This window comes from Pseudomonas sp. WS 5021 (genome assembly GCF_012985535.1).
Lineage (GTDB): Bacteria > Pseudomonadota > Gammaproteobacteria > Pseudomonadales > Pseudomonadaceae > Aquipseudomonas.
Map to the genome: position 1 here is coordinate 174,753 of NZ_JAAQWP010000008.1, position 20,923 is coordinate 195,675.

Below are 20,923 nucleotides of genomic sequence, written 5' to 3' on the forward strand. Positions count from 1 at the left end.
CAATCCTTCTGGCTTGTTCTTACAGGGCAGGTGAGGCGCACCTCGCCCATGACAATAGGTCGATGGGCGCAAGTCTACAGGGAAGGCGGCAAAAAATATCTTAATGGAAAATATATTCCACATAAAATATTTATAGAATAAATATTGATTGCTGGCGCCGGACGTCCTAGTCTGCATCCACCAAGAGCGTCGCCGTCACGACGGCAGGCGCGGGCTGATAAAAATAACAGGAGCCAGCATGGGCCAGACTCGTTTTGCCAGTGGGCGTCAATTGGATCTGATTTGTCTTGGGCGCCTGGGCGTCGATCTCTATGCGCAGCAAGTCGGGGCGCGCCTGGAAGATGTCGCCAGTTTTGCCAAGTACCTGGGCGGCTCCTCCGCCAACATCGCCTTCGGCACTGCGCGGTTGGGGCTCAAGTCGGCGATGTTGAGCCGGGTCGGTGACGATCACATGGGGCGCTTTCTGGTGGAGTCGCTGGTGCGCGAGGGCTGTGATGTCAGTGGCATCACCGTCGACCCACAGCGCCTGACCGCCATGGTGCTGCTGGGCCTCAAGGACCGCGAAACCTTCCCCCTGGTGTTCTACCGCGAAAACTGCGCCGATATGGCCCTGTGTGCCGCGGATATCAGCGAAGCCTTTATTGCCAGCAGCAAGGCGCTGCTGATCACCGGCACTCACTTTTCCACCGACGGCGTGTACCAGGCCAGCCTCCAGGCCCTGGATTACGCCGAGCAACACGGCGTCAAGCGCGTGCTCGATATTGACTACCGCCCGGTGCTCTGGGGCCTGGCGGGCAAGGCTGACGGTGAGACCCGTTTTGTCGCCGACCAGAGCGTCAGCCAGCATCTGCAAGGGATCCTGCCGCGCTTTGACCTGATTGTCGGCACCGAGGAAGAGTTCCTGATTGCCGGCGCCAGCCACGATCTGCAAAGCGCCTTGCGCACGGTGCGCCAACTGACGGCGGCGACCCTGGTGGTCAAGCTCGGCCCGCAAGGGTGCACGGTGATTCATGGGGATATACCGGCGCGCCTCGAAGACGGTGCGATCTATCCCGGCGTGCGCGTCGAAGTGCTGAATGTGCTGGGCGCCGGCGATGCGTTTATGTCGGGCTTCCTCAGTGGCTGGTTGAACGACGCCGGTGACGCGCGTTGCTGCCAACTAGCCAATGCCTGCGGCGGGTTGGTGGTGTCGCGCCATGCCTGCGCCCCGGCAATGCCGACCCCGGCGGAGCTTGAGTATCTGTTCAACAGCCCGGTGCCTATCACCCGGCCGGATCAGGATTTGGTACTGCAGCGTTTGCATCAGGTCAGCGTGCCGCGCAAGGCCTGGAAGCAGCTGTTTGTGTTTGCTTTCGACCATCGCTGGCAACTGCTGGAGCTGGCGCAAAAAGGCGGCCAGGACCCGGCGCGGATCAGTGCGATCAAGCAACTGTTTATCCAGGCGGTAGAACGCGTCGAAGGCAAACTGCACGAGCAGGGTGTGGAGGCCGATGTGGGTATTTTGGCCGACCAGCGCTTTGGCCAGGACGCGCTGAACGCCGCCACCGGCCGTGGCTGGTGGGTCGCGCGCCCGGTAGAGGTCCAGGGTTCGCGGCCGCTGGCGTTCGAACACGGGCGCTCGATCGGCAGTAACCTGATCGGCTGGCCCCAGGAGCAGATCATCAAGTGCCTGGTGCAGTTTCACCCCGACGATGAGCCGCTGCTGCGCCTGGAGCAGGAAGCGCAGCTCAAGGGCCTGTATCAAGCCGCGCAAGCCAGCGGCCACGAACTGCTGCTGGAAGTGGTGCCGCCCAAGGATCACCCTTCGACCTACCCGGATGTGCTCTATCGCAGCCTCAAGCGCCTGTACAACCTGGGTATCTACCCGGCGTGGTGGAAGATTGAGGCGCAGTCGGCCGAGCAGTGGCACCAGCTCGATGAACTGATCGAGGAACGCGACCCCTATTGCCGGGGCGTGGTATTGCTGGGCCTGAATGCGCCGGCGCACTCTTTGGCCGAGGGCTTCCAGCAGGCCAGCCAGAGTCGGACCTGCCGCGGGTTTGCCGTGGGCCGCACGATCTTCCAGGAGCCGAGCAGGGCGTGGATGGCAGGGGAAATCGACGACGAAACGCTGATCCAGCAGGTACAGCAGACCTTCGAACAACTGATCCAGGCCTGGCGCAGCTCGAGAGTTTAAACACGCTCAAATGTGGGCGCCGGCAAGCCCGCTCCCACACAAGCAGATTTCAGCAGCCTCAAGGTTAAAACAATAAAAGGTGCAGCCATGCCCGCAATCCGTATTGGCATCAACCCCATCTCCTGGAGTAACGACGACCTGCCGGCCCTGGGCGGCGAGACGCCGTTGAGCACCGCGCTCAGCGAAGGCAAGGCCATCGGCTACGAAGGTTTCGAACTCAACGGCAAATTCCCCAAGGACGCCAAGGGCGTGGGTGATGTGTTGCGCCCCTACGACCTGGCGCTGGTCTCCGGCTGGTACTCCAGCCGCCTGGCCCGGCGCTCGGTGGCCGAGGAAATCGACGCCATCGCCAGCCATGTGCAACTGCTGCGCGAGAACGGCGCCACGGTATTGGTCTACGGTGAAGTGGCCGACTCGATCCAGGGCTCGCCGATCCGTCTGATCGAGCGCCCGCGCTTTCACAGCGAACAGGCATGGCAGGCCTACGCCGACAAGCTCACTGAGCTTGCGCGTTTTACCCTGTCCCAGGGCGTGCGCCTGGCCTACCACCATCATATGGGCGCGTACGTCGAGTCCCCGGAGGACATCGACACCCTGATGCGCCTCACTGGCCCGGAGGTCGGCCTGTTGTTCGATTCGGGGCACTGTTACATGGGCGGTGGCGAGCCGGTCGAGGTGCTGCGCAAGCATCTGGACCGTATCTGCCATGTGCACTTCAAGGATGTGCGCAAACCGGTGGTGCAACTGGCGCGCAACCAGCTGTGGAGCTTTCCCGACTGTATCGTCAACGGCACCTTCACGGTGCCGGGCGATGGCGATATCGACTTCGCCCAGTTGCTGGACGTGTTGCTGGGCGCTGGCTACAGCGGCTGGTTGGTGGTGGAGGCTGAGCAGGACCCGGCCGTGGCCCCCAGCTATATCTATGCAAAAAAAGGCTTTGATACCTTGCGCGCGCTGCTGGATGCGAGGGCTGCACAATGAGCCTGCTGGTCAAAAGCACCCCGCGCGGGCCAACCATGGTCGCGCTGCCAGAGGGGCGCCTGGAATATGTAGGGTTTGCCGCTTACCGCCTGAGCCTGGGGCAAACACTGCCGGTCAGCGCCAACGACGACGAGCTGTGCCTGGTGCTGCTCAGCGGCCGGGTGAGCATCGAAGGCGAGGGCTTCAGCTGGCAAAACCTCGGTGATCGCCAGTCGGTGTTCGAGGATAAGTCGCCCTTCGCAGCTTATCTGCCGCCCAGCACGCGGGCCCAGGTGACAGCCCTGAGCGATGTGCAGATCGCCGTCTGCGCCGCGCCCGGCGCCCTTGCCGCCGGTCTCGCGCCCCGGCTGATCCGCCCCGAGCAGTGCCGGCGCAGTGTGCGCGGCAAGGGCGCCAACACCCGCTACGTCTGCGACATCCTGCCCGACAGCGAGCCGGCCCATTCGCTGCTGGTGGTGGAGGTGCGTACGCCGTCCGGGCACTCATCTAGCTACCCGCCGCACAAGCACGATACCGATGATCTGCCGCACCAGAGCTTTCTTGAAGAGACCTATTACCACCAGATCAACCCCTCCCAGGGCTTTGTGTTCCAGCGGGTGTACACCGACGACCGCAGCATCGACCAGGCCATGGCCGTGGAAAACCACGACCTGGTGGTGGTGCCCAAGGGTTATCACCCGGTCAGCGTGCCCTATGGCTACGAATCGTATTACCTGAACGTGATGGCCGGCCCCAAGCGCGCCTGGCACTTTCACAATGACCCGCAGCACAGTTGGTTGCTGGATCTTTAACCCGTAGGCGCCGAGGGGGCCAAACATGAGCACAACCCGATTGACCATGGCGCAGGCCCTGGTGAAGTTCCTGGATAACCAGTACATCGAAGTCGATGGCGTGCAAAGCAAGTTTGTCGCCGGCGTGTTCACCATCTTTGGCCACGGCAATGTGCTGGGCCTGGGCCAGGCCCTGGAGCAAGACAGTGGCGAGCTCGTGGTGCATCAGGGCCGCAACGAGCAGGGCATGGCCCATGCCGCGATTGGGTTTGCCAAGCAGCACCTGCGGCGCAAGGTCTACGCCTGCAGCGCTTCGGTTGGCCCCGGCGCGGCGAATATGCTGACCGCCGCGGCAACCGCCACCGCCAACCGCATCCCTTTGTTGCTGCTGCCCGGCGATGTGTATGCCTGTCGCCAGCCCGACCCGGTGTTGCAGCAGATCGAGCAATTCCATGACCTGAGCATCAGCACCAACGATGCGTTTCGCGCCGTGAGCAAATACTGGGATCGCATCAACCGCCCTGAACAGTTGATGAGTGCGGCGATCCACGCCATGCGCGTACTGACCGACCCGGCCGAAACCGGCGCCGTGACCCTGGCCTTGCCCCAGGACGTGCAGGCCGAGGCCTGGGATTACCCCGATTACTTCCTGCAAAAACGCGTGCACCGCCTGGACCGGCGCCCGGCCACCGAAGCGATGCTGCGCGACGCTGCCGCGCTGCTCAAGTCCAAGCGCAAGCCGCTGATTATCTGCGGGGGCGGGGTCAAGTACTCCGGCGCGAATGCCGCGCTGCAGGCGTTTGCCGAGCGCTTTCAGATCCCCTTTGCCGAGACCCAGGCCGGCAAGAGCGCCATCGTCTCCAGCCACCCGCTGAATGTCGGCGGCATCGGTGAAACCGGCTGCCTGGCCGCCAACCTGCTGGCCCGGGACGCCGACCTGATCATCGGCATCGGCACGCGCTACAGCGACTTCACCACCTCGTCGAAATCGCTGTTCCAACATCCCGAGGTGCAGTTTCTCAACCTCAATATCAGCCCTGGCGATGTGCTGAAGCTCGACGGTGTCCAGGTGCTGGCAGATGCCAAGGTCGGGCTGCTGGCATTGGCCGACGCGCTGGGCGATTACGCCACGCAATGGGGCGAGCAGCCCCGCCAGGCCCGTGCACAGGGGGATGCCGAAGTGGACCGGGTCTATCAGGCGCGCTACACCGACGCCGACTTCAGCCCCGAGATCAACGACCACATGGATGCGGCGGTGCTACGCGAATTCATCGAGCTGACCGGCTCCTGCCTGACCCAGAGCCAGGTACTGGGTGTGCTTAACGCGACCCTGGCCGACGACGCGGTGATTGTGGCCGCCGCCGGCAGCCTGCCGGGGGATTTGCAGCGCAGTTGGCGCAGCAAGGGCGTCAACACCTACCACGTCGAGTACGGCTATTCGTGCATGGGCTACGAGATCAACGCGGCCCTGGGGGTGAAGCTGGCCGAGCCTGCGCGCGAGGTCTACGCCCTGGTGGGCGATGGCTCCTACATGATGCTGCATTCGGAGCTGGCTACCTCGATCCAGGAGCGGCGCAAGATCAACGTGCTGCTGCTGGACAACATGGCCTTCGGTTGCATCAACAACCTGCAGATGGGCAATGGCATGGACAGCTTCGGCACCGAGTTCCGCTTCCGCAACCCCGACAGCGGCAAGCTCGATGGCGGCCTGGTGCCGGTGGATTTCGCCATGAGCGCGGCGGCCTATGGTTGCAAGACCTACAAGGTTACGACGGTTGCGCAGCTGCACGCCGCGCTGGCCGATGCACGCGCGCAGAGCGTGTCGACGCTGATCGATATCAAGGTGCTGCCCAAGACCATGATCCACGGCTACCTGTCGTGGTGGCGGGTTGGCGTGGCGCAGGTGTCCACCAGCGAACGCACCAATGCCTGCGCCAAACAACTCAATGAACGCCTGGCCAAGGCCCGGCAGTACTGACCATAAGAGGAGCGTTTCCATGTCTTTGAAGCTGGGTGTGATCGGTACGGGCGCCATCGGCCGGGACCATATCCGCCGGTGCAGCCAGACCTTGCTCAACAGCCAGGTGGTGGCGGTCACCGATATCAACCTTGAGCAGGCGGCCCAGGTGGTGGCTGACCTGCAACTGAACGCCGAGGTGTACGCCGACGGTCATGCGCTGATCCATTCGGCGCAGGTCGAGGCGGTGCTGGTCACCTCCTGGGGCCCCAGCCATGAGGAATTTGTGCTGGCGGCTATCGCAGCTGGCAAACCGGTGTTCTGTGAAAAACCCCTGGCTGTCACGGCCCAAGGCTGTCGCAAGATCGTCGAGGCGGAAGTGGCCCACGGCAAGCGCCTGGTCCAGGTCGGTTTCATGCGCCCGTATGACCAGGGCTACCAGGCGCTCAAGGCGGTGATCGACAGCGGCCAGATCGGCGAACCGTTGATGCTGCACTGCGCCCACCGCAACCCGACGGTGGGGGGAAACTACAACACCGGCATGGCCATCACCGACACCTTGATCCACGAGCTGGACGTGCTGCGCTGGCTGCTGGCCGATGACTATGTGTCAGTGCAGGTGGTGTTCCCGCGTAAAACCAGCAAGGCCCTGAGCCATTTGCGCGACCCGCAGATCGTGCTGCTGGAAACCGCCAGGGGTACGCGGATCGATGTGGAAGTGTTTGTGAACTGCCAGTACGGCTACGACATCCAGTGTGAAGTGGTGGGGGAGACGGGCATTGCCAAATTGCCTGAGCCGTCCCAGGTGCAACTGCGCAGCGGCGCCAAGCTATCGAATGCAATTCTGATGGATTGGAAAGACCGTTTTATTGGCGCTTATGACGTCGAGTTGCAGGCCTTTATCGATGGCGTGCGCGCCGGTCAGGTGGGGGGACCTTCGGCCTGGGATGGTTTTGCGGCGGCGGTGGCGGCGGATGCGTGTATCGAGGCCCAGGGCAGTGGGCAGATCGTTGCGGTCAGCTTGCCGCAGCGCCCGGCATTCTACGGCTAGCGCGGTCAATGTAGGAGCTGGCTTGCCTGCGATGGCGGTGGTTCAGGTTAGAAATACTTGACTGATCTACCGCTATCGCAGGCAAGCCAGCTCCTACATTTTGATTGGGTTTGCAGATCACGAGAGGAGTTGGTTCATGCGAATCGGACTGGTTGGATACGGCCACGGTGGCCGTTTTTTTCATGCCCCGCTGATCGCCACATTGCCCGGGGCAATCTTCGTTGGCGTGGTGACCCGCGCCCCCGAGCGCCGCCAGCAACTGGCGACGGAGCATCCCGGGGTGCCGGCATTCGACAGCATCGCGCAGATCGTCGAAGCCGGGGTGGAGGTGCTGGTGATCTCCACCACCCTCAAGGGCCGCCCGGCCCTGGTGCTGGAGGCCATTGAATATGGTTTGGCGGTGGTCAGCGACAAACCCTTCGCCGCCAATGCCGAGCAGGCGCGGGCGCTGATTAGCGCCGCCGAACGTGAAGGGGTAAAACTCAGCGTCTACCAGAACCGGCGCTGGGATTCGGACTACCTGACCCTGCGCAAGCTGATCGAGGCTGGCGCCCTGGGTACTATCACCCGCTTTGAATCCAGGGTAGAGCGCTACAGTCCGCAAGCGGTGGGCAACGCCAGCGGCGGCGGGTTCCTGCGGGATCTGGGCAGCCATCTGGTGGACCAGGCCTTGCAGCTGTTCGGTCCGGTAGAGCTGGTGTATGCGCAATTGCAGTACAGCGCCGAGCATCCCACGGTCGATCATGGCTTCTTTGTCTGCCTGACCCACGCCAACGGGGTGATTTCCCACCTGTGGGGCAGCGCCCTGCAAAACAGCCAGGCCCCGCGTTTTCGAGTGAACGGCACGGCGGGCTGCTACACCGTCGAAGGCCTGGATGGCCAGGAACAGGCGCTGCTGGCCGGCAAGAATCCGAAGACCGAAGGTGAACATTGGGGCGCCGAAGATCATCGCCGCTGGGGCTGGTTCGAACAAGGCGCGGAACGCGAGCGGATCCCTTCGCAAAAGGGCGCCTGGAACCAGTTCTATCGCCAATTGCAAAGCGCAGTCCAGGGCCAGGGCGAACTGCCGGTGCAGGCCAGGGATGCCTGGGAAGCCACCTGCGTGCTGGATGCCGCCAGGCTCAGCGCCGAGCGCCGGCAAGTGGTGGAGATGGCCACGCTGGAAGGGGTAGAGTGGAAATAGAATAAAATTCTAAAATGAGTTGATATGGAAATTATTTTCCAATAAAGTCATTTCCAGGCTGCTGAAAGTCTGTCCCGGCCTTCCTTTATAAAGGACGCGGTGGGCTCAACAAAAACAAGATAAAAAAACAACCAGGTACCGTCAGATGAAAATCTTCAACGCTGTACTGCGAGTGTTACGTACTGCCTTCCCGCCCCGCGCACGGCCCTTCTATTTCTCTTTTCTCAATGTCCTTTGCATCGAAAGCAAGGGCGCCCTGGTGTGCTGCATTCCGGGGGCGCCCGTGGTACGGCTGCCTGCTGCCAACTCATCGCTCTGATAAACGCTACGTCCAGAAAACCAACAAGAAAGTGGAGACAGACCGTTCATGAAGACCCAGATCCGTTTCGCCTCGCTGGCCTTGTCGATGCTGCTTGCCAGCGGCGTGGCCGCGGCCGCCGATATCAAGATTGGCGTCAGCATGTCGCAGTTCGACGACACCTTCCTCACCTACCTGCGTGAGGATATGGACAAGCAAGCCAAGTCCTACCCCAAGGGCGACGGCGTGCAACTGCAGTTCGAAGATGCCCGCGCCGACGTGGTCAAGCAACTGAGCCAGGTCGAGAACTTTATCAGCCAGAAAGTCGATGCCATGGTGGTCAACCCGGTGGACACCGCCTCCACCGCACGCATTACCAAGGCCGCGGTGGCAGCCGGTATCCCGCTGGTCTACGTCAACCGCCGCCCGGATCAGACCGACCTGCCCAAAGGGGTGGTGACGGTGACGTCCAATGACGTCGAGGCCGGCAAACTGCAAATGCAGTACCTGGCCGAGAAACTGGGCGGCAAAGGCAAAATCGTGATTCTGCTGGGTGACCTGGCCAACAACTCGACGACCAATCGCACCAAGGGCGTCAAGGAGGTCCTCGGCAAATACCCGGACATCAAGATTGAACAGGAGCAGACCGGGATCTGGCTGCGGGACAAGGGCATGACCCTGGTGAACGATTGGCTGACCCAGGGCCGCGAGTTCAATGCGGTCGTGGCCAACAATGACGAAATGGCGATTGGCGCGGCCATGGCCTTGAAAACCGCGGGAGTCAAACCGGGCAGCGTGTTGATTGGCGGCGTCGATGGCACGCCCGACGGCTTGAATGCGATTACCAAGGGCGAGATGGCGCTCTCGGTGTTCCAGGATGCCAAGGGGCAGGCGGTCGGTTCGGTGGAGGCGGCGGTGAAAATGGCCAGGGGCGAGGCGGTCGAGCAAAACGTCGTGGTGCCGTTCCAGCTGATCACCCCGGACAATGTCGCGTCGTTCAAGTAGCGTTCAATAACAACAATAAGCCCGCAGGGCGGTCGCAATCGCCCTGCCGATGGAGCCCCGATATGCTCGCTCAAGCGACTGCTTTGCAGCCCGCAGGTCTAGAAGAGCCTTACCTGCTGGAAATCGCCCATATCAGCAAAGGTTTTCCCGGCGTCGTGGCCCTGGACGATGTGCAACTGCGGGTGCGCCCCGGCTCGGTCCTGGCGCTGATGGGAGAAAACGGTGCCGGCAAGTCGACGCTGATGAAAATCATCGCCGGCATCTACCAGCCCGACGCCGGCCAAATCCGCCTACGGGGCAAGCCGGTGGTGTTTGATACACCCCTGGCCGCCTTGCAGTCGGGCATCGCGATGATCCACCAGGAACTCAACCTGATGCCCCATATGAGCATCGCCGAGAACATCTGGATCGGCCGCGAGCAGCTCAATGGCCTGCGCCTGGTCAATCACCGGGCCATGCACCGTTGCACTGCGCAGTTGCTGGCGCGGCTGCGGATCAACCTTGACCCCGAGGAGCAGGTTGGCAACTTGAGCATTGCCGAGCGGCAGATGGTGGAGATTGCCAAGGCGGTGTCCTACGACTCCGACATCCTGATCATGGATGAGCCGACGTCGGCGATTACCGACAAGGAAGTGGCCCACCTGTTTTCGATCATTGCCGACCTCAAGGCCCAGGGCAAAGGCATCATCTATATCACCCATAAAATGAATGAAGTGTTTGCCATTGCCGATGAGGTGGCGGTGTTTCGCGATGGCGCCTATATCGGCCTGCAGCGAGCCGACAGCATGGACAGCGACAGCCTGATCTCGATGATGGTCGGGCGCGAATTGAGCCAACTGTTCCCGGTGCGCGACAAACCCATCGGCGAGTTGCTGCTGTCGGTGCGCGACCTGCGCCTGGACGGCGTGTTCCAGGGCGTGTCCTTTGACCTGCATGCCGGCGAGATCCTCGGCATTGCCGGGCTGATGGGCTCGGGCCGCACCAATGTGGCGGAAACGATTTTCGGCATTACCCCAAGCGACGGCGGCGAGATCCGCCTCGACGGCCAGGTGCTGCGCATCAGCGACCCGCACATGGCGATCAAGCAGGGATTTGCGCTGTTGACCGAGGACCGCAAGCTCAGTGGCCTGTTCCCGTGCCTGTCAGTCCTGGAAAACATGGAAATGGCCGTGCTGCCCCATTACTCGGGCAAGGGCTTTATCCAGCAAAAAGCCCTGCGGGCCTTGTGCGAGGACATGTGCAAGAAGCTGCGGGTAAAAACCCCCTCCCTTGAGCAGTGCATCGACACCCTGTCGGGCGGCAATCAGCAAAAGGCCCTGTTGGCCCGTTGGTTGATGACCCAGCCACGGCTGTTGATCCTCGATGAGCCGACCCGTGGCATCGATGTCGGGGCCAAGGCCGAGATCTATCGCCTGATTGCCTTCCTGGCCAGCGAGGGCATGGCGGTGATCATGATTTCTTCGGAACTGCCGGAAGTGCTGGGCATGAGTGACCGGGTGATGGTGATGCACGAAGGCGAGTTGATGGGCACCCTGGACCGGGCCGAGGCCACCCAGGAAAAAGTCATGCAGTTGGCTTCCGGTATGACGGCAGTCCACTAACGAATAAAAAAGGTGACGGGTAATGAACGCAATACTGGAAAGCAAACCCGAGGAAAAAAAGCCCGCTGCGGCACCGGTCAAGAGCCGGCGGCGGTTTCCTACCGAGCTGAGCATTTTCCTGGTGCTGATCGGTATCGGCCTGGTGTTCGAAGTGTTTGGCTGGATCGTGCGTGACCAGAGCTTTTTGATGAACTCCCAGCGCCTGGTGCTGATGATCCTGCAGGTGTCGATCATCGGCTTGCTGGCGATTGGCGTGACCCAGGTGATCATTACCACGGGGATCGACCTGTCGTCGGGCTCGGTGCTGGCGTTGTCGGCAATGATTGCCGCGAGCCTGGCGCAAACCTCGGACTTTTCCCGCGCGGTGTTTCCATCGCTGACGGACTTGCCGGTGTGGATCCCGGTGGTGGCCGGCCTGGGCGTGGGCCTGCTGGCGGGGGCGATCAACGGCAGCATCATCGCCATTACCGGCATCCCGCCGTTTATTGCGACCCTGGGCATGATGGTCTCGGCCCGTGGCCTGGCGCGGTATTACACCGAAGGCCAGCCGGTGAGCATGTTGTCGGATTCCTACACGGCCATCGGCCATGGCGCGATGCCGGTGATCATCTTTCTGGTGGTGGCGGTGATCTTCCACATTGCCCTGCGCTACACCAAGTACGGCAAGTACACCTACGCCATCGGCGGCAATATGCAGGCGGCGCGCACTTCGGGGATCAACGTCAAGCGGCACCTGATCATCGTCTACAGCATTGCCGGGCTGCTGGCCGGGTTGGCGGGTGTGGTTGCCTCGGCTCGGGCGGCTACCGGGCAGGCGGGGATGGGCATGTCTTATGAGCTGGACGCGATTGCCGCTGCGGTGATCGGCGGCACCAGCCTGGCGGGCGGGGTAGGGCGCATCACCGGCACGGTGATTGGCGCGCTGATCCTCGGGGTGATGGCCAGCGGGTTTACCTTCGTGGGGGTGGATGCGTACATCCAGGACATCATCAAGGGCCTGATCATCGTGGTGGCGGTGGTGATCGACCAGTATCGCAATAAGCGCAAGCTTAAGCGCTGAGCCGACTTGAACCTGTAGAAACGCAAAATGTGGGAGCGGGCTTGCCCGCGATAGCGATGGGTCAGTCAAATATCTATCAACTGACCCACCGCTATCGCGGGCAAGCCCGCTCCTACATTTGTGCACCGCCAACCGTTTGTCTTCTATATAGCTCCACAACACTGAATTTCTTGCTATAAACGCACTCCGATAACCACCTGCCGAGCCCGTCCTGGTGCCTTTTGGGGGAATGTCGGACAAATTGCCTGTCATTTCAGTTGCTGCGCCCTCAAGTCAGCCGTAGACTGCCGCCCCTCGTAAATTGAGTGCCGGGTGGCGCTTGGAATGGACGGCGTCTTTCCCCGACCTGCAGAGGTTGGCCGGAACGCTCCCTTATTCGCCTTAATGCACGTATTTTTTATAGAGAAATCAATGACAAAGGAAAAGTTGCTGGCCATGCCGGCGGATGACTACATGAATGCCGAGCAGCACGCTTTTTTCGAGCAGTTGTTGCAAGACATGAAAGTCGAGCACCACGAGCGCATTGAGCAGAACCGCATCGCCATTGAAAGCCTGGACACCCCGGCTGACCCTGCTGACGCTGCTTCGGTAGAAGAAGAGCGCACCTGGCTGGTCAACGCCATCGACCGCGACCAGCGCATGCTGCCGCAACTTGAACAGGCCCTGGGCCGTATCAAGGAAGATTCCTTTGGCTGGTGTGATGACAGCGGCGAGCCTATTGGCCTCAAGCGCCTGCTGATCAGCCCGACCACCAAGTACTGCATCGAAGCGCAAGAGCGCCACGAGCAAATCGACAAGCATCAGCGCCAAGCCTGATCTGTTTGATTGTGTAGGGAGCTGGCTTGGCGAAAGCGGTCGATCAACACCGCTATCGCCAGCAAGCTGGCTCCTGCAGTGATCCTGCGCGTGTCATCCCCCCGTCTATTGATCTGCTGCAAGCCCTAACACCAAAGGCCCATAGATAATGGCCAATTAGTGGCGTTTAATGCAGAGACAATAATGACAAGCAGTGGGGTAACAAGCATGGCTGGGGATGGATCTCTGATGGGCGCCGCCGTGGTGCCGCACGCGGTGAGCCGCCAACTGCCTGGCTGGGTCACACCGTTCCTGCAAAGCATCGCCCTGGTGCTGGTATTGTCGGGCCTGGTGTTTGCCGACCTGTCGATGTACCTCTGCGTGCCCGTGGCCCTGTTGCTGGTCTGGCTACCGCTGCTGAAAAAGCCGGCCCGCAGCCTTGCGCCGGCTGTCGTCGAGGATGCCATTGGCGCGTTGACCCGCGATCTGTCCTACACCACCAGCCATAACGCGCTGTCAGCCGCCGGCGTGGCCTATTCGGTCAAGCAACTGGCGGCCCGCCTGCAATCGCAATTGGGCGCCGCCCAGCAAATCGTCAGCAGTGCCGAAGTGATGATTGGCACTGAGCAACTGACGTCCCAGCTCAGTCGTGAAGCCCTCGGCGCGGCGGGCCAGGCCCATCAGCGCAGCACCGAGGGGCGCGCGGTGCTCGGAGAGTCCATCAGCCGCATGCATCAACTCAGCCAGCGCGCCAGCGACAGCCGGCAATTGATCGAGGCCCTGAGCCAGCGCAGCGAAGAGATCCAGCGCGTGACCCTGGTGATTCAGTCGATTGCCAGCCAGACCAACCTGCTGGCCTTGAATGCCGCCATTGAAGCCGCCCGGGCCGGTGAGCATGGGCGCGGGTTCGCCGTGGTGGCCGATGAGGTGCGCGGCCTGGCCGGCCGTACGGCGACTGCCACCGACGAAGTCGGGGTGATGGTGGCGGACATCCAGCAGCGCACCGCCCAGGTGGTGGAGCAAATCCGCCAGTTGTCCGTGGATCTGCAGGCCGGTGTCGAGCAAGTGGAGCACGCCGGCGAGCAACTGGAGAGCATTGCCACGTTGGCGGCGGGGGTGGAAGGCCAGGTCAACGCGATTGCCCAGGGCACCGAGACCAATCGGGTGCAGCTCGACAGCCTGTTCCATGCGGTGGAGCAGATGCGCAGCGACCTGACCGTCAGCGACCAGCAGACCCAGCAGTTGGCCGAGGCCGCCATACAAATGGAAGGGCAGGCCGAAACGATCAGCGAGCGCCTGGCCGAAGTCGGCCTGGACGATTATCACCAGCGCATCTACGACCTCGCCCGCGAAGGCGCGAGCCGCATCGCCGCGCAGTTCGAGGCGGATGTCCAGCAGAGCCGCATCAGCCTCGATGACTTGTTCAATCGCAGCTACACACCGATTGCCAACAGCCAGCCGACCAAGTACCACAGCCGTTTCGACGGCTACACCGACCAGGTATTGCCCGCTATCCAGGAAGCCTTGCTGCCCCGGCACGAAGGCCTGGTGTTCGCGATTGCCTGCACGCCACAGGGCTATGTGCCGACGCACAACAAGGTGTTTTCCCAGGCGCTTACCGGCGATGTTCAGGTGGACGCGGTGAACAATCGCACCAAGCGCAAGTTTGAAGACCGCACCGGCATTCGCTGCGGCAGCCACCAGCAGGCTGTGCTGTTGCAGACCTATACCCGTGATACCGGCGAGTTGATGCACGATCTGTCGGTGCCGATCATGGTCAGTGGCCGGCATTGGGGCGGCTTGCGCCTGGGCTATAAGCCTGAGGGACAGGCTGGCGCGCACTAGGCCCAGGCACGGATTGTTGCGTGTTATGCAAGGAAGCTTTTACGCCGATAGCTTTTTCCGGCGTGAGGAACAGCTTAAGATGCTGCACATTGTTAGCTAGCTAACTAATCCTGCGGAGAACTTCCATGCAAAGCAAAGTCGATGTAGCGGTGATGATTGGCAGCGGTGTGCCACAGACCCTGCGTGCGCTGGGCCTTAGGGCCTGCTGGGTGGTGTTGCTCAACGGTGAACAGCGCGGCACGGCCTTCGCCAGTCGCGACGAAGCCCAGGAATGCCGCGCGGCCTGGCAGGCGCTGCTGGACCTGGAGCGCTCAGACCGCCTGCACTGACTGCAGGTTATACGCTCTGGTGCAGGCGCTGGTTCAGCTCATCCACGGCAATCGCCCAGTCCGCGTCTTCGCGCAGTTCTTCCTTGAGGAACTGCGCCTGTTGCGGGGTCCAGAAGGGCGCGTCGATCAGCTTCACAGTCTCTGCCAGGGGATGTTCACCGATAAACGTGTCGATGGCAGCAGGCGAGGCCTCCAACCCCAACTGTTCGAACAGGTCTTGCAAGGTATGCGTTGGCGCGTCCATGTCATTCTCCACGATAGTTAAGTCTCTACTCCCATGGGAGGCGTGCCAGCGCGCATAGTTCGATTTTGCTTGAGTCGCGTGTCAACGGGCATTGATGCACAGGAGAGCTTCCAACTCCTTGGCCAGGGCGCAGGCCTTGTTATGGTCACTGCGAAAGCCCTTGATCCGACCGCTGGGCACTTCCAGGATATGGAAAAAATTCTTGCCCGCCGGGACGACCCGATACAGGGCGAAATCCGGGCACGCGTTGTGGGCGTACACGCTGTAGAATAGCGCGCTATCCTTGCGCGATAAGGTGTCGCGAGTCAGTGTCGGTTCGCGATGAAGTCTTTGCATGGCGAGCTCCTGTTGATCTGTTGACCTACTTGCAGCATTTCGGGTGGTTTTAAGCCGCGTTGCTGTTCTAATATTGTTGTCGGCAGCCCGCGTTCGGTTCCATCCAACGTTTTTCCTTGGTTTTTGGCTGTCGGAAAACCACCCTTTCAAATGGGGTATTCTCTGAAGTGGGGCGTCCAGTATTCTCTGGCCGATAAACCTGTGATTTCCTGCACCGCCTGACGACCTTGTACAAGGGCTGTCAGGCACGGCTGTACGAGTCTGGCGGGAATCAACTTCAGTTTTTTAATGTACCGTGCCGTATCGGCCTTTTTTGTGCTGTCTGCCCTTGGCGGGCGGCGCTTTTTTAGATGTGGGGGCGTTTCCTTGGCAGTTAGTAATCTGGATATGCACGCATTGTTCGTGCTGGGTGATTTGCGCGCGAAGTTGGTTAAGCAGTTTCAGTCGCGGTTTGTTTACATCACGGAACAAACCCCGGAAGGCATTTACATTGCTGAAATCGATACCGAAACAGCGTTGGTGGTCGATGACAAACCTCGCCTGGAGCTCAAGGTCGGCGATCACTTTCGCGCCGCAGTCCTGCCCAGCCGTGAAGGTGGCAAGTTCGAGCTGAAGTTTCGCGATATCAAGTTGACGGTCTATGGCCTGGGTGACTACGCGTTTGTTTCCACGGCGCAGGGCGAGGGCATTGTGTTCAAGGAAGGTCACAGCGTGATGCTGGTGTTCGCCGCCAATGAACAACTGCAAGAAGGCCTGAGCAAGACCCTCAAGGCCGTGACCGGCAAGGCCGCCAAGTGGCGCAAGGGTGAACTGGTGACTTTCAAGGCCAGCGAGTAATAAGCGAGCGCACCGGCAATCGGTTGAACCTCTACTACAGTTGGGTGGACTTAATTATTCAGGGCTTTCGCATGACAGCAAAGCCATCCGCCATGGCTGTGTAAACGCGAGGTTCAAAGGCATGAAAGCAATACGAGCGCTGTTGGCAGCATCCCTTACCACCTTGGGCCTGTCGATGGCGGCCGCACCGGTAGCGGCTGCCCAGGCGCCCATTCATTTTGCCGACCTGAATTGGGAAAGTGGCAGCCTGATCACCGAAGTACTGCGCTTTATTGTCGAGAAGGGCTACGACCTGCCCACCGATACCCTGCCCGGTACCACCATCACCCTGGAAACCGCCCTGGCCAAGAATGATATCCAGGTGATCGGCGAGGAATGGGCGGGCCGCAGCCCGGTGTGGGTCAAGGCTGAGGCCGAAGGCAAGGTGGTTGGCCTGGGCGATACCGTCAAGGGCGCGACCGAAGGTTGGTGGGTCCCGGAATACGTGATCAAGGGCGACCCGGACAAAGGGATCAAGCCACTGGCCCCTGAGCTGCGCAGCGTACAGGACCTGGCGCGCTATAAAGATGTGTTCAAGGACCCGGAGGCCCCCGGCAAGGGACGGTTCCTCAACAGCCCTATCGGCTGGACCTCAGAGGTGGTCAATAAGCAGAAGCTCAAGGCTTATGGCCTGGACGACAGCTACGTCAACTTTCGTAGCGGTTCGGGCGCGGCGCTGGATGCCGAGATAGCCTCGTCGATCCGCCGTGGCAAGCCAATCCTGTTTTACTACTGGTCGCCGACCCCACTGATGGGGCGCTACAAGTTGATCCAGTTGGAGGAACCTGCCTTCGACGCCGAGGCGTGGAAGACCCTGACGGATGCCGACAACCCCAACCCCAAGCCGACGCGTTCGTTGGCGTCCAAACTGAGCATTGGCGTGTCCACGCCGTTCCAGAAGGAATATCCGCAGATTGCCGGGTTCTTCGAAAAGGTCGAGTTTCCAATTGGACCGTTGAACGAAGCCCTGGCAACCATGAGCGAAAAGCACACCCCGCCGCGCGAAGTGGCACAGGCGTTTCTCAAAGAGCATCCGCAAGTGTGGAAGGCCTGGTTGACGGAGGATGTGGCTACAAAGGTCCAAGCCAGCCTGAAATAGCCACGCCGTCACTGCAAACGACGATCCAAACGTGGGAGCGGGCTTGCCCGCGATAGCGGTGTGTCAGTCAAGTATTTCTAACCTGATACACCGCCATCGCGGGCAAGCCCGCTCCCACAGTTTTGATTGCGCTCCCCTTAGAACTTGGTTTGCACCGCCAATTCAAAGGTACGCGGCGACCCCAGGTAATACGCCGGCGACACATGGGCAAACTGCGCATATACCTCGTTGGTCAGGTTACGCACCCGGCCCGTGACCGAGGTGTGTTGATCGACCTTGTAGGTCAGGAACGTGCCAAACAAGGTGTACGCCGGCACGGTCAGGGTGTTGGCATTATCGGCGTACACCTGCGCCACATACCGCGCATCCACGCCACCTTGCCAGGCCGGGGCGATGTCATAAGTCAGCCACAGGTTGCCTACGCGCTTGGGCACGTTGGTCGGCGTGTTGCCCTTGCGCGATACCACTGCGCCGCTGGCGATTTTCTCGTTGAAATCATCGTATTGCGCATCGACCCAGGCGAAATTGCCTTCGGCCAACAGCCTGGGGGTAATGCGCAACGAGCTGGCCAGTTCGATGCCCTTGGACGACTGCGCACCCACCGCAATACTGCGGGTGGGGTCTTGTGGGTCGGTCACGGCAAAGTCCTTGCGCTCGATGTGGTAGGCGGCCACGGTGGCTGAACCGCGCCCGTCCAGGTAATCGAACTTGCTGCCCACTTCCCATTGCTTGCCGGTGGAGACATCAAACACCTGGGTGGTGCTGGTGGGCTGTTCGGCGGCGGTGCTGTATTGCACGTAGACATTGGCTGACGGGATGAACTGGTAGGTCAGGCCCACGCGCCCGGTCACCGGCTCCCAACGGCGCTTGACGTTACCCAGGTTGTCGCGGTGGCTGGTCACGTCCAGGTCGATGGCGTCATAACGCAGGCCGCTCAGCAGCGACAGCTTGTCGGTCAGGCCCAGGCGGTTCTCGACAAACAGCGCCTTGGTCGTCACTTCGGTGGTCTTGTCCTTGATAAAGCCCGGCTTGGTGCCTGGCAGGTCGTAGAAATGCCCCGGATCGTAGTGGTTGGGGTCCACAGCGTTCTTGGCCGACACGTTCAGCGGGCTGGCGGTGGTGCTGTTGACCTTGTATTCGAAACCGCCGGACCAGGTGCTGGCCAGGCCGAACACGCTGCTGTCATGGCGCAGCTCGAACTGGTTGCCGTCCTGCTCGCCCTGATGGCGCACCTGATAGGCCGTCGAACGGTTCACCAGGCTGTTATCGGCGTTGTACTGGTAGGTCTCCAGGTTGCGGTAGTCGCGCTGGCTGTCCAGGTGATAGAGGGTGTTGCGCAGGGTGGTGCTGTCGTTGATCCGGTAATCGATGATCGACCGGGCCCAGATCGTGCGTTGTTCGTAGCGGCCATCGGCGACGTTGTAGTTGTTGAAGCGGTTGTGCCTGTCGATTTTCAGCTCGCCGGCCTTGGGATTGAGCACCGGGGTGCCCCAGTACGGGCTGTCCTCGTGTTCGTCCTGGTACTCCAGGGCCAGGGTATGGGACAGGTTGGGCGTGAGGTCGCTGAGCAGGGAAAAGGCCACGCTCCAGGCATCGCGTTGCTGGCGGTCGATATGGGTATGGTTGGTGTTGCGGCTGACATCCAGGCGCGCGTAGTGCTGGACCTCGGCACCGGGCTCGGTCAGGGCGTGGTTGAGGCCCAGGGCGATGCCGGTGGTGTCGTAGCTGCCGTAGTTGATCTGGCCTTCGACGGCCTGCTCCTCGCGGGTGGCCAGCTTGGTCACGTAGTTCAGCGAGCCGCCCACGGAGCCGGCGCCGTTGATCAACGAGGAGGGACCGCCCACCAGCTCCACCCGGTCATAAATCCATGCGTCCACGGGCCGTGCCAGGCCACCGGCGACGTTGATGCCATTGAACATCTGGGTGATCTGGCTGCTGGTAAAGCCCCGATAGGAAATAAACCCGCCAAACCCCGGCGGCGCACTGGCGTTGACCCCAGGCAGGGTGTTGGCCGCATCCTGGAAGGTCTTGGCGCCACGGCGCTCGATATCGTTGCGGTCGGCGATGCTGACCGAGGCCGGGGTTTCCCGCACGCTCAGGCCCAGGCGCGAGGCCATGCCGCCGGATTGGTCCAGAGCCAGGCCCGGCTCGTTGGCGGCGGCGCCGTCGATGGTGGTGGGGGCCAGCTCAAGGGCCCAGGCGCAAAAAGGCAGGCAGCCGAACAGGCCCGCCAATAGAGGTAAATGTTTCATCGATAAATCCTGAAAAGCAGGGCTTGAAAGCAACGCACAGCCGCCCGCGCTTCCCTGGGGAAGCCGCGCGGTGTGCGGATCAAAAAGCGCAGGTATCAGGCGTAGGTAGGCGGGGCGCGCGGATTAGCCGCAGGCCAGGTGAAGCGGGTGGGAATGTCAGCGGTGAGTACCACCGCCGGCGGTGGTGCGTGAGGCTGGGGCAGTACCGCAACGTTAAGGCTGGAGTTGAGCGCCGGGCCCATGCCGCCGGTGGAGCACAGCGGGCAACCGAAGGCCTTGGACAGCGTGGGCAGCGACTGATCGCCGGTGTTTACGGGGGCTGGCGCCTGGGTGCGGGGGTCTACGGTACAGAACTGGCCGCCAATGCCGTTGAGCTGCATGCCGACCATTTGCCCATGGCCAATACTGCAGGCGAACACGTTGAACAGGACGCAGCCATAGAGCATCCAGGCAATCAACGAGCGGTCGGCACGGGCGAGTTTCATGGGGCGGCACTTTATCACCAGACGACTAAATGCCTGCAAAAAATCTGAAAAGGACTATCCTCTTTCGCACTTTTCCAGGGGTATCCAACCATGAGCTTTGTCATTGCGAGGTGGGTCGTCGGGGTATTTGCGTTTATCAGCATGATCCATGTGTACTGGGCCGCAGGCGGCAAGCTGGGCAGCAGCGTAGCGATCCCGCAACTGCCCGGCGAATTCGCCAGCGGGCCACGGCCGGCGTTCAAGGCGTCGGCGCTGGGTACGTTCCTGGTGGCCGTGGGGCTGGTGCTGATTGCCGTATTGGTGTGCCTGCGGGCGGGGCTGTTCTTCCAGCCAGTGGGGCATCAGGCCCTGCAATGGGGGATCAGCGCGATTGCCCTGATCATGTTTGGGCGGGCGATTGGTGATTCGGAGCTGGTGGGGTTCTTCAAGAAAGTCGGCGGGTCACGGTTCGCGCGGTTGGACACGTTTTTCTATTCGCCACTGTGCCTGGTGTTGGGGACGGGGTTGCTGGTCGTCGCCTGGACCTGACTGACGGTATGCAGGGCCAAATGTGGGAGCGGGCTTGTCGGATCGCCGCGAA

19 protein-coding genes are annotated in these 20,923 nt (G+C 61.4%); 15 read left to right on the forward strand and 4 right to left on the reverse strand.

Annotated features, from left to right (window positions below; translation table 11 throughout):
- The first annotated feature begins 238 nt into the window (after positions 1–238).
- From iolC to HBO19_RS23715, 12 genes are all read left to right on the forward strand, one after another.
- Positions 239–2,176 (forward strand): 5-dehydro-2-deoxygluconokinase, encoded by a 1,938-nt coding sequence (iolC, locus tag HBO19_RS23660; protein ID WP_170058422.1) that lies wholly within the window; start codon positions 239–241, stop codon positions 2,174–2,176.
- 87 nt (positions 2,177–2,263) lie between these two features.
- A complete protein-coding gene (gene iolE, locus HBO19_RS23665) occupies positions 2,264–3,157 on the forward strand; it encodes a myo-inosose-2 dehydratase (RefSeq protein ID WP_169954731.1) in 894 nt (297 codons plus the stop codon).
- Positions 3,154–3,948 (forward strand): 5-deoxy-glucuronate isomerase, encoded by a 795-nt coding sequence (iolB, locus tag HBO19_RS23670; protein ID WP_170058423.1) that lies wholly within the window; start codon positions 3,154–3,156, stop codon positions 3,946–3,948. The genes iolE and iolB overlap by 4 nt, the downstream gene beginning before the upstream one ends.
- A 25-nt stretch (positions 3,949–3,973) precedes the next feature.
- Complete coding sequence (gene iolD, locus HBO19_RS23675; protein WP_170058424.1) at positions 3,974–5,905, forward strand: 3D-(3,5/4)-trihydroxycyclohexane-1,2-dione acylhydrolase (decyclizing); 1,932 nt, start codon at positions 3,974–3,976, stop codon at positions 5,903–5,905.
- A 19-nt stretch (positions 5,906–5,924) separates the two neighbouring features.
- Positions 5,925–6,935 (forward strand): Gfo/Idh/MocA family oxidoreductase, encoded by a 1,011-nt coding sequence (locus HBO19_RS23680; RefSeq protein WP_170058425.1) that lies wholly within the window; start codon positions 5,925–5,927, stop codon positions 6,933–6,935.
- Positions 6,936–7,071: 136 nt separating this feature from the next.
- Entirely contained in the window at positions 7,072–8,118 is a 1,047-nt protein-coding gene (locus tag HBO19_RS23685; RefSeq protein WP_170058426.1) for a Gfo/Idh/MocA family oxidoreductase, read from the forward strand.
- A 367-nt stretch (positions 8,119–8,485) separates the two neighbouring features.
- On the forward strand, positions 8,486–9,421 hold the full coding sequence (locus HBO19_RS23690; protein WP_169954726.1) for a sugar ABC transporter substrate-binding protein: 936 nt from the start codon (positions 8,486–8,488) through the stop codon (positions 9,419–9,421).
- A 62-nt stretch (positions 9,422–9,483) separates the two neighbouring features.
- Positions 9,484–11,022: a sugar ABC transporter ATP-binding protein gene (locus HBO19_RS23695; protein ID WP_169954725.1), complete on the forward strand. Its 1,539-nt coding sequence runs from the start codon at positions 9,484–9,486 to the stop codon at positions 11,020–11,022.
- A 22-nt stretch (positions 11,023–11,044) separates the two neighbouring features.
- Positions 11,045–12,082: an ABC transporter permease gene (locus HBO19_RS23700; protein WP_169954724.1), complete on the forward strand. Its 1,038-nt coding sequence runs from the start codon at positions 11,045–11,047 to the stop codon at positions 12,080–12,082.
- 411 nt (positions 12,083–12,493) lie between these two features.
- Positions 12,494–12,898 carry a TraR/DksA C4-type zinc finger protein gene (locus HBO19_RS23705; RefSeq protein ID WP_010173153.1) on the forward strand — a complete coding sequence of 135 codons (405 nt, stop codon included), beginning with the start codon at positions 12,494–12,496 and terminating at the stop codon, positions 12,896–12,898.
- A gap of 228 nt (positions 12,899–13,126) precedes the next feature.
- Complete coding sequence (locus tag HBO19_RS23710) at positions 13,127–14,722, forward strand: methyl-accepting chemotaxis protein (protein ID WP_170058427.1); 1,596 nt, start codon at positions 13,127–13,129, stop codon at positions 14,720–14,722.
- 125 nt (positions 14,723–14,847) lie between these two features.
- Positions 14,848–15,051: a hypothetical protein gene (locus HBO19_RS23715; RefSeq protein ID WP_032861075.1), complete on the forward strand. Its 204-nt coding sequence runs from the start codon at positions 14,848–14,850 to the stop codon at positions 15,049–15,051.
- A gap of 7 nt (positions 15,052–15,058) precedes the next feature.
- On the opposite strand, the gene HBO19_RS23720 is transcribed toward HBO19_RS23715, so the two are convergent.
- Positions 15,059–15,295: a DUF2789 domain-containing protein gene (locus tag HBO19_RS23720; RefSeq protein ID WP_169954722.1), complete on the reverse strand. Its 237-nt coding sequence runs from the start codon at positions 15,293–15,295 to the stop codon at positions 15,059–15,061.
- An 81-nt stretch (positions 15,296–15,376) separates the two neighbouring features.
- Entirely contained in the window at positions 15,377–15,631 is a 255-nt protein-coding gene (locus HBO19_RS23725) for a hypothetical protein (protein WP_169954704.1), read from the reverse strand.
- Between the two features lie 387 nt (positions 15,632–16,018).
- Here HBO19_RS23725 and HBO19_RS23730 point away from each other — a divergent pair, with 387 nt between their 5' ends.
- Positions 16,019–16,468 carry a hypothetical protein gene (locus tag HBO19_RS23730; RefSeq protein WP_057439059.1) on the forward strand — a complete coding sequence of 150 codons (450 nt, stop codon included), beginning with the start codon at positions 16,019–16,021 and terminating at the stop codon, positions 16,466–16,468.
- Between the two features lie 121 nt (positions 16,469–16,589).
- Positions 16,590–17,606 (forward strand): ABC transporter substrate-binding protein, encoded by a 1,017-nt coding sequence (locus HBO19_RS23735; RefSeq protein WP_170058428.1) that lies wholly within the window; start codon positions 16,590–16,592, stop codon positions 17,604–17,606.
- Between the two features lie 137 nt (positions 17,607–17,743).
- Here the strand turns inward: HBO19_RS23735 and HBO19_RS23740 are convergent, their stop codons facing one another.
- Positions 17,744–19,858, reverse strand: coding sequence for a TonB-dependent receptor (locus HBO19_RS23740; protein WP_170058429.1), 2,115 nt, complete (start codon positions 19,856–19,858; stop codon positions 17,744–17,746).
- 95 nt (positions 19,859–19,953) lie between these two features.
- Positions 19,954–20,343 (reverse strand): DUF2946 domain-containing protein, encoded by a 390-nt coding sequence (locus HBO19_RS23745; RefSeq protein WP_170043739.1) that lies wholly within the window; start codon positions 20,341–20,343, stop codon positions 19,954–19,956.
- A gap of 90 nt (positions 20,344–20,433) precedes the next feature.
- On the opposite strand from HBO19_RS23745, the gene HBO19_RS23750 reads away from it, so the two are divergent.
- Complete coding sequence (locus HBO19_RS23750; RefSeq protein ID WP_169954718.1) at positions 20,434–20,871, forward strand: DUF3995 domain-containing protein; 438 nt, start codon at positions 20,434–20,436, stop codon at positions 20,869–20,871.
- Positions 20,872–20,923 lie beyond the last annotated feature (52 nt).

Bases quoted from the DNA above. Each gene is read 5' to 3' on its own strand.
- HBO19_RS23690 (WP_169954726.1), top strand. From the start codon at position 8,486: ATGAAGACCCAGATCCGTTTCGCCTCGCTGGCCTTGTCGATGCTGCTT.
- HBO19_RS23680 (WP_170058425.1), top strand. From the start codon at position 5,925: ATGTCTTTGAAGCTGGGTGTGATCGGTACGGGCGCCATCGGCCGGGAC.
- iolD (WP_170058424.1), top strand. From the start codon at position 3,974: ATGAGCACAACCCGATTGACCATGGCGCAGGCCCTGGTGAAGTTCCTG.
- HBO19_RS23710 (WP_170058427.1), top strand. From the start codon at position 13,127: ATGGGCGCCGCCGTGGTGCCGCACGCGGTGAGCCGCCAACTGCCTGGC.
- HBO19_RS23700 (WP_169954724.1), top strand. From the start codon at position 11,045: ATGAACGCAATACTGGAAAGCAAACCCGAGGAAAAAAAGCCCGCTGCG.
- HBO19_RS23750 (WP_169954718.1), top strand. From the start codon at position 20,434: ATGAGCTTTGTCATTGCGAGGTGGGTCGTCGGGGTATTTGCGTTTATC.
- iolC (WP_170058422.1), top strand. From the start codon at position 239: ATGGGCCAGACTCGTTTTGCCAGTGGGCGTCAATTGGATCTGATTTGT.
- HBO19_RS23730 (WP_057439059.1), top strand. From the start codon at position 16,019: ATGCACGCATTGTTCGTGCTGGGTGATTTGCGCGCGAAGTTGGTTAAG.
- HBO19_RS23740 (WP_170058429.1), bottom strand. From the start codon at position 19,858: ATGAAACATTTACCTCTATTGGCGGGCCTGTTCGGCTGCCTGCCTTTT.
- HBO19_RS23745 (WP_170043739.1), bottom strand. From the start codon at position 20,343: ATGAAACTCGCCCGTGCCGACCGCTCGTTGATTGCCTGGATGCTCTAT.
- HBO19_RS23695 (WP_169954725.1), top strand. From the start codon at position 9,484: ATGCTCGCTCAAGCGACTGCTTTGCAGCCCGCAGGTCTAGAAGAGCCT.
- HBO19_RS23725 (WP_169954704.1), bottom strand. From the start codon at position 15,631: ATGCAAAGACTTCATCGCGAACCGACACTGACTCGCGACACCTTATCG.
- HBO19_RS23685 (WP_170058426.1), top strand. From the start codon at position 7,072: ATGCGAATCGGACTGGTTGGATACGGCCACGGTGGCCGTTTTTTTCAT.
- HBO19_RS23705 (WP_010173153.1), top strand. From the start codon at position 12,494: ATGACAAAGGAAAAGTTGCTGGCCATGCCGGCGGATGACTACATGAAT.
- HBO19_RS23715 (WP_032861075.1), top strand. From the start codon at position 14,848: ATGCAAAGCAAAGTCGATGTAGCGGTGATGATTGGCAGCGGTGTGCCA.
- HBO19_RS23735 (WP_170058428.1), top strand. From the start codon at position 16,590: ATGAAAGCAATACGAGCGCTGTTGGCAGCATCCCTTACCACCTTGGGC.
- iolB (WP_170058423.1), top strand. From the start codon at position 3,154: ATGAGCCTGCTGGTCAAAAGCACCCCGCGCGGGCCAACCATGGTCGCG.
- iolE (WP_169954731.1), top strand. From the start codon at position 2,264: ATGCCCGCAATCCGTATTGGCATCAACCCCATCTCCTGGAGTAACGAC.
- HBO19_RS23720 (WP_169954722.1), bottom strand. From the start codon at position 15,295: ATGGACGCGCCAACGCATACCTTGCAAGACCTGTTCGAACAGTTGGGG.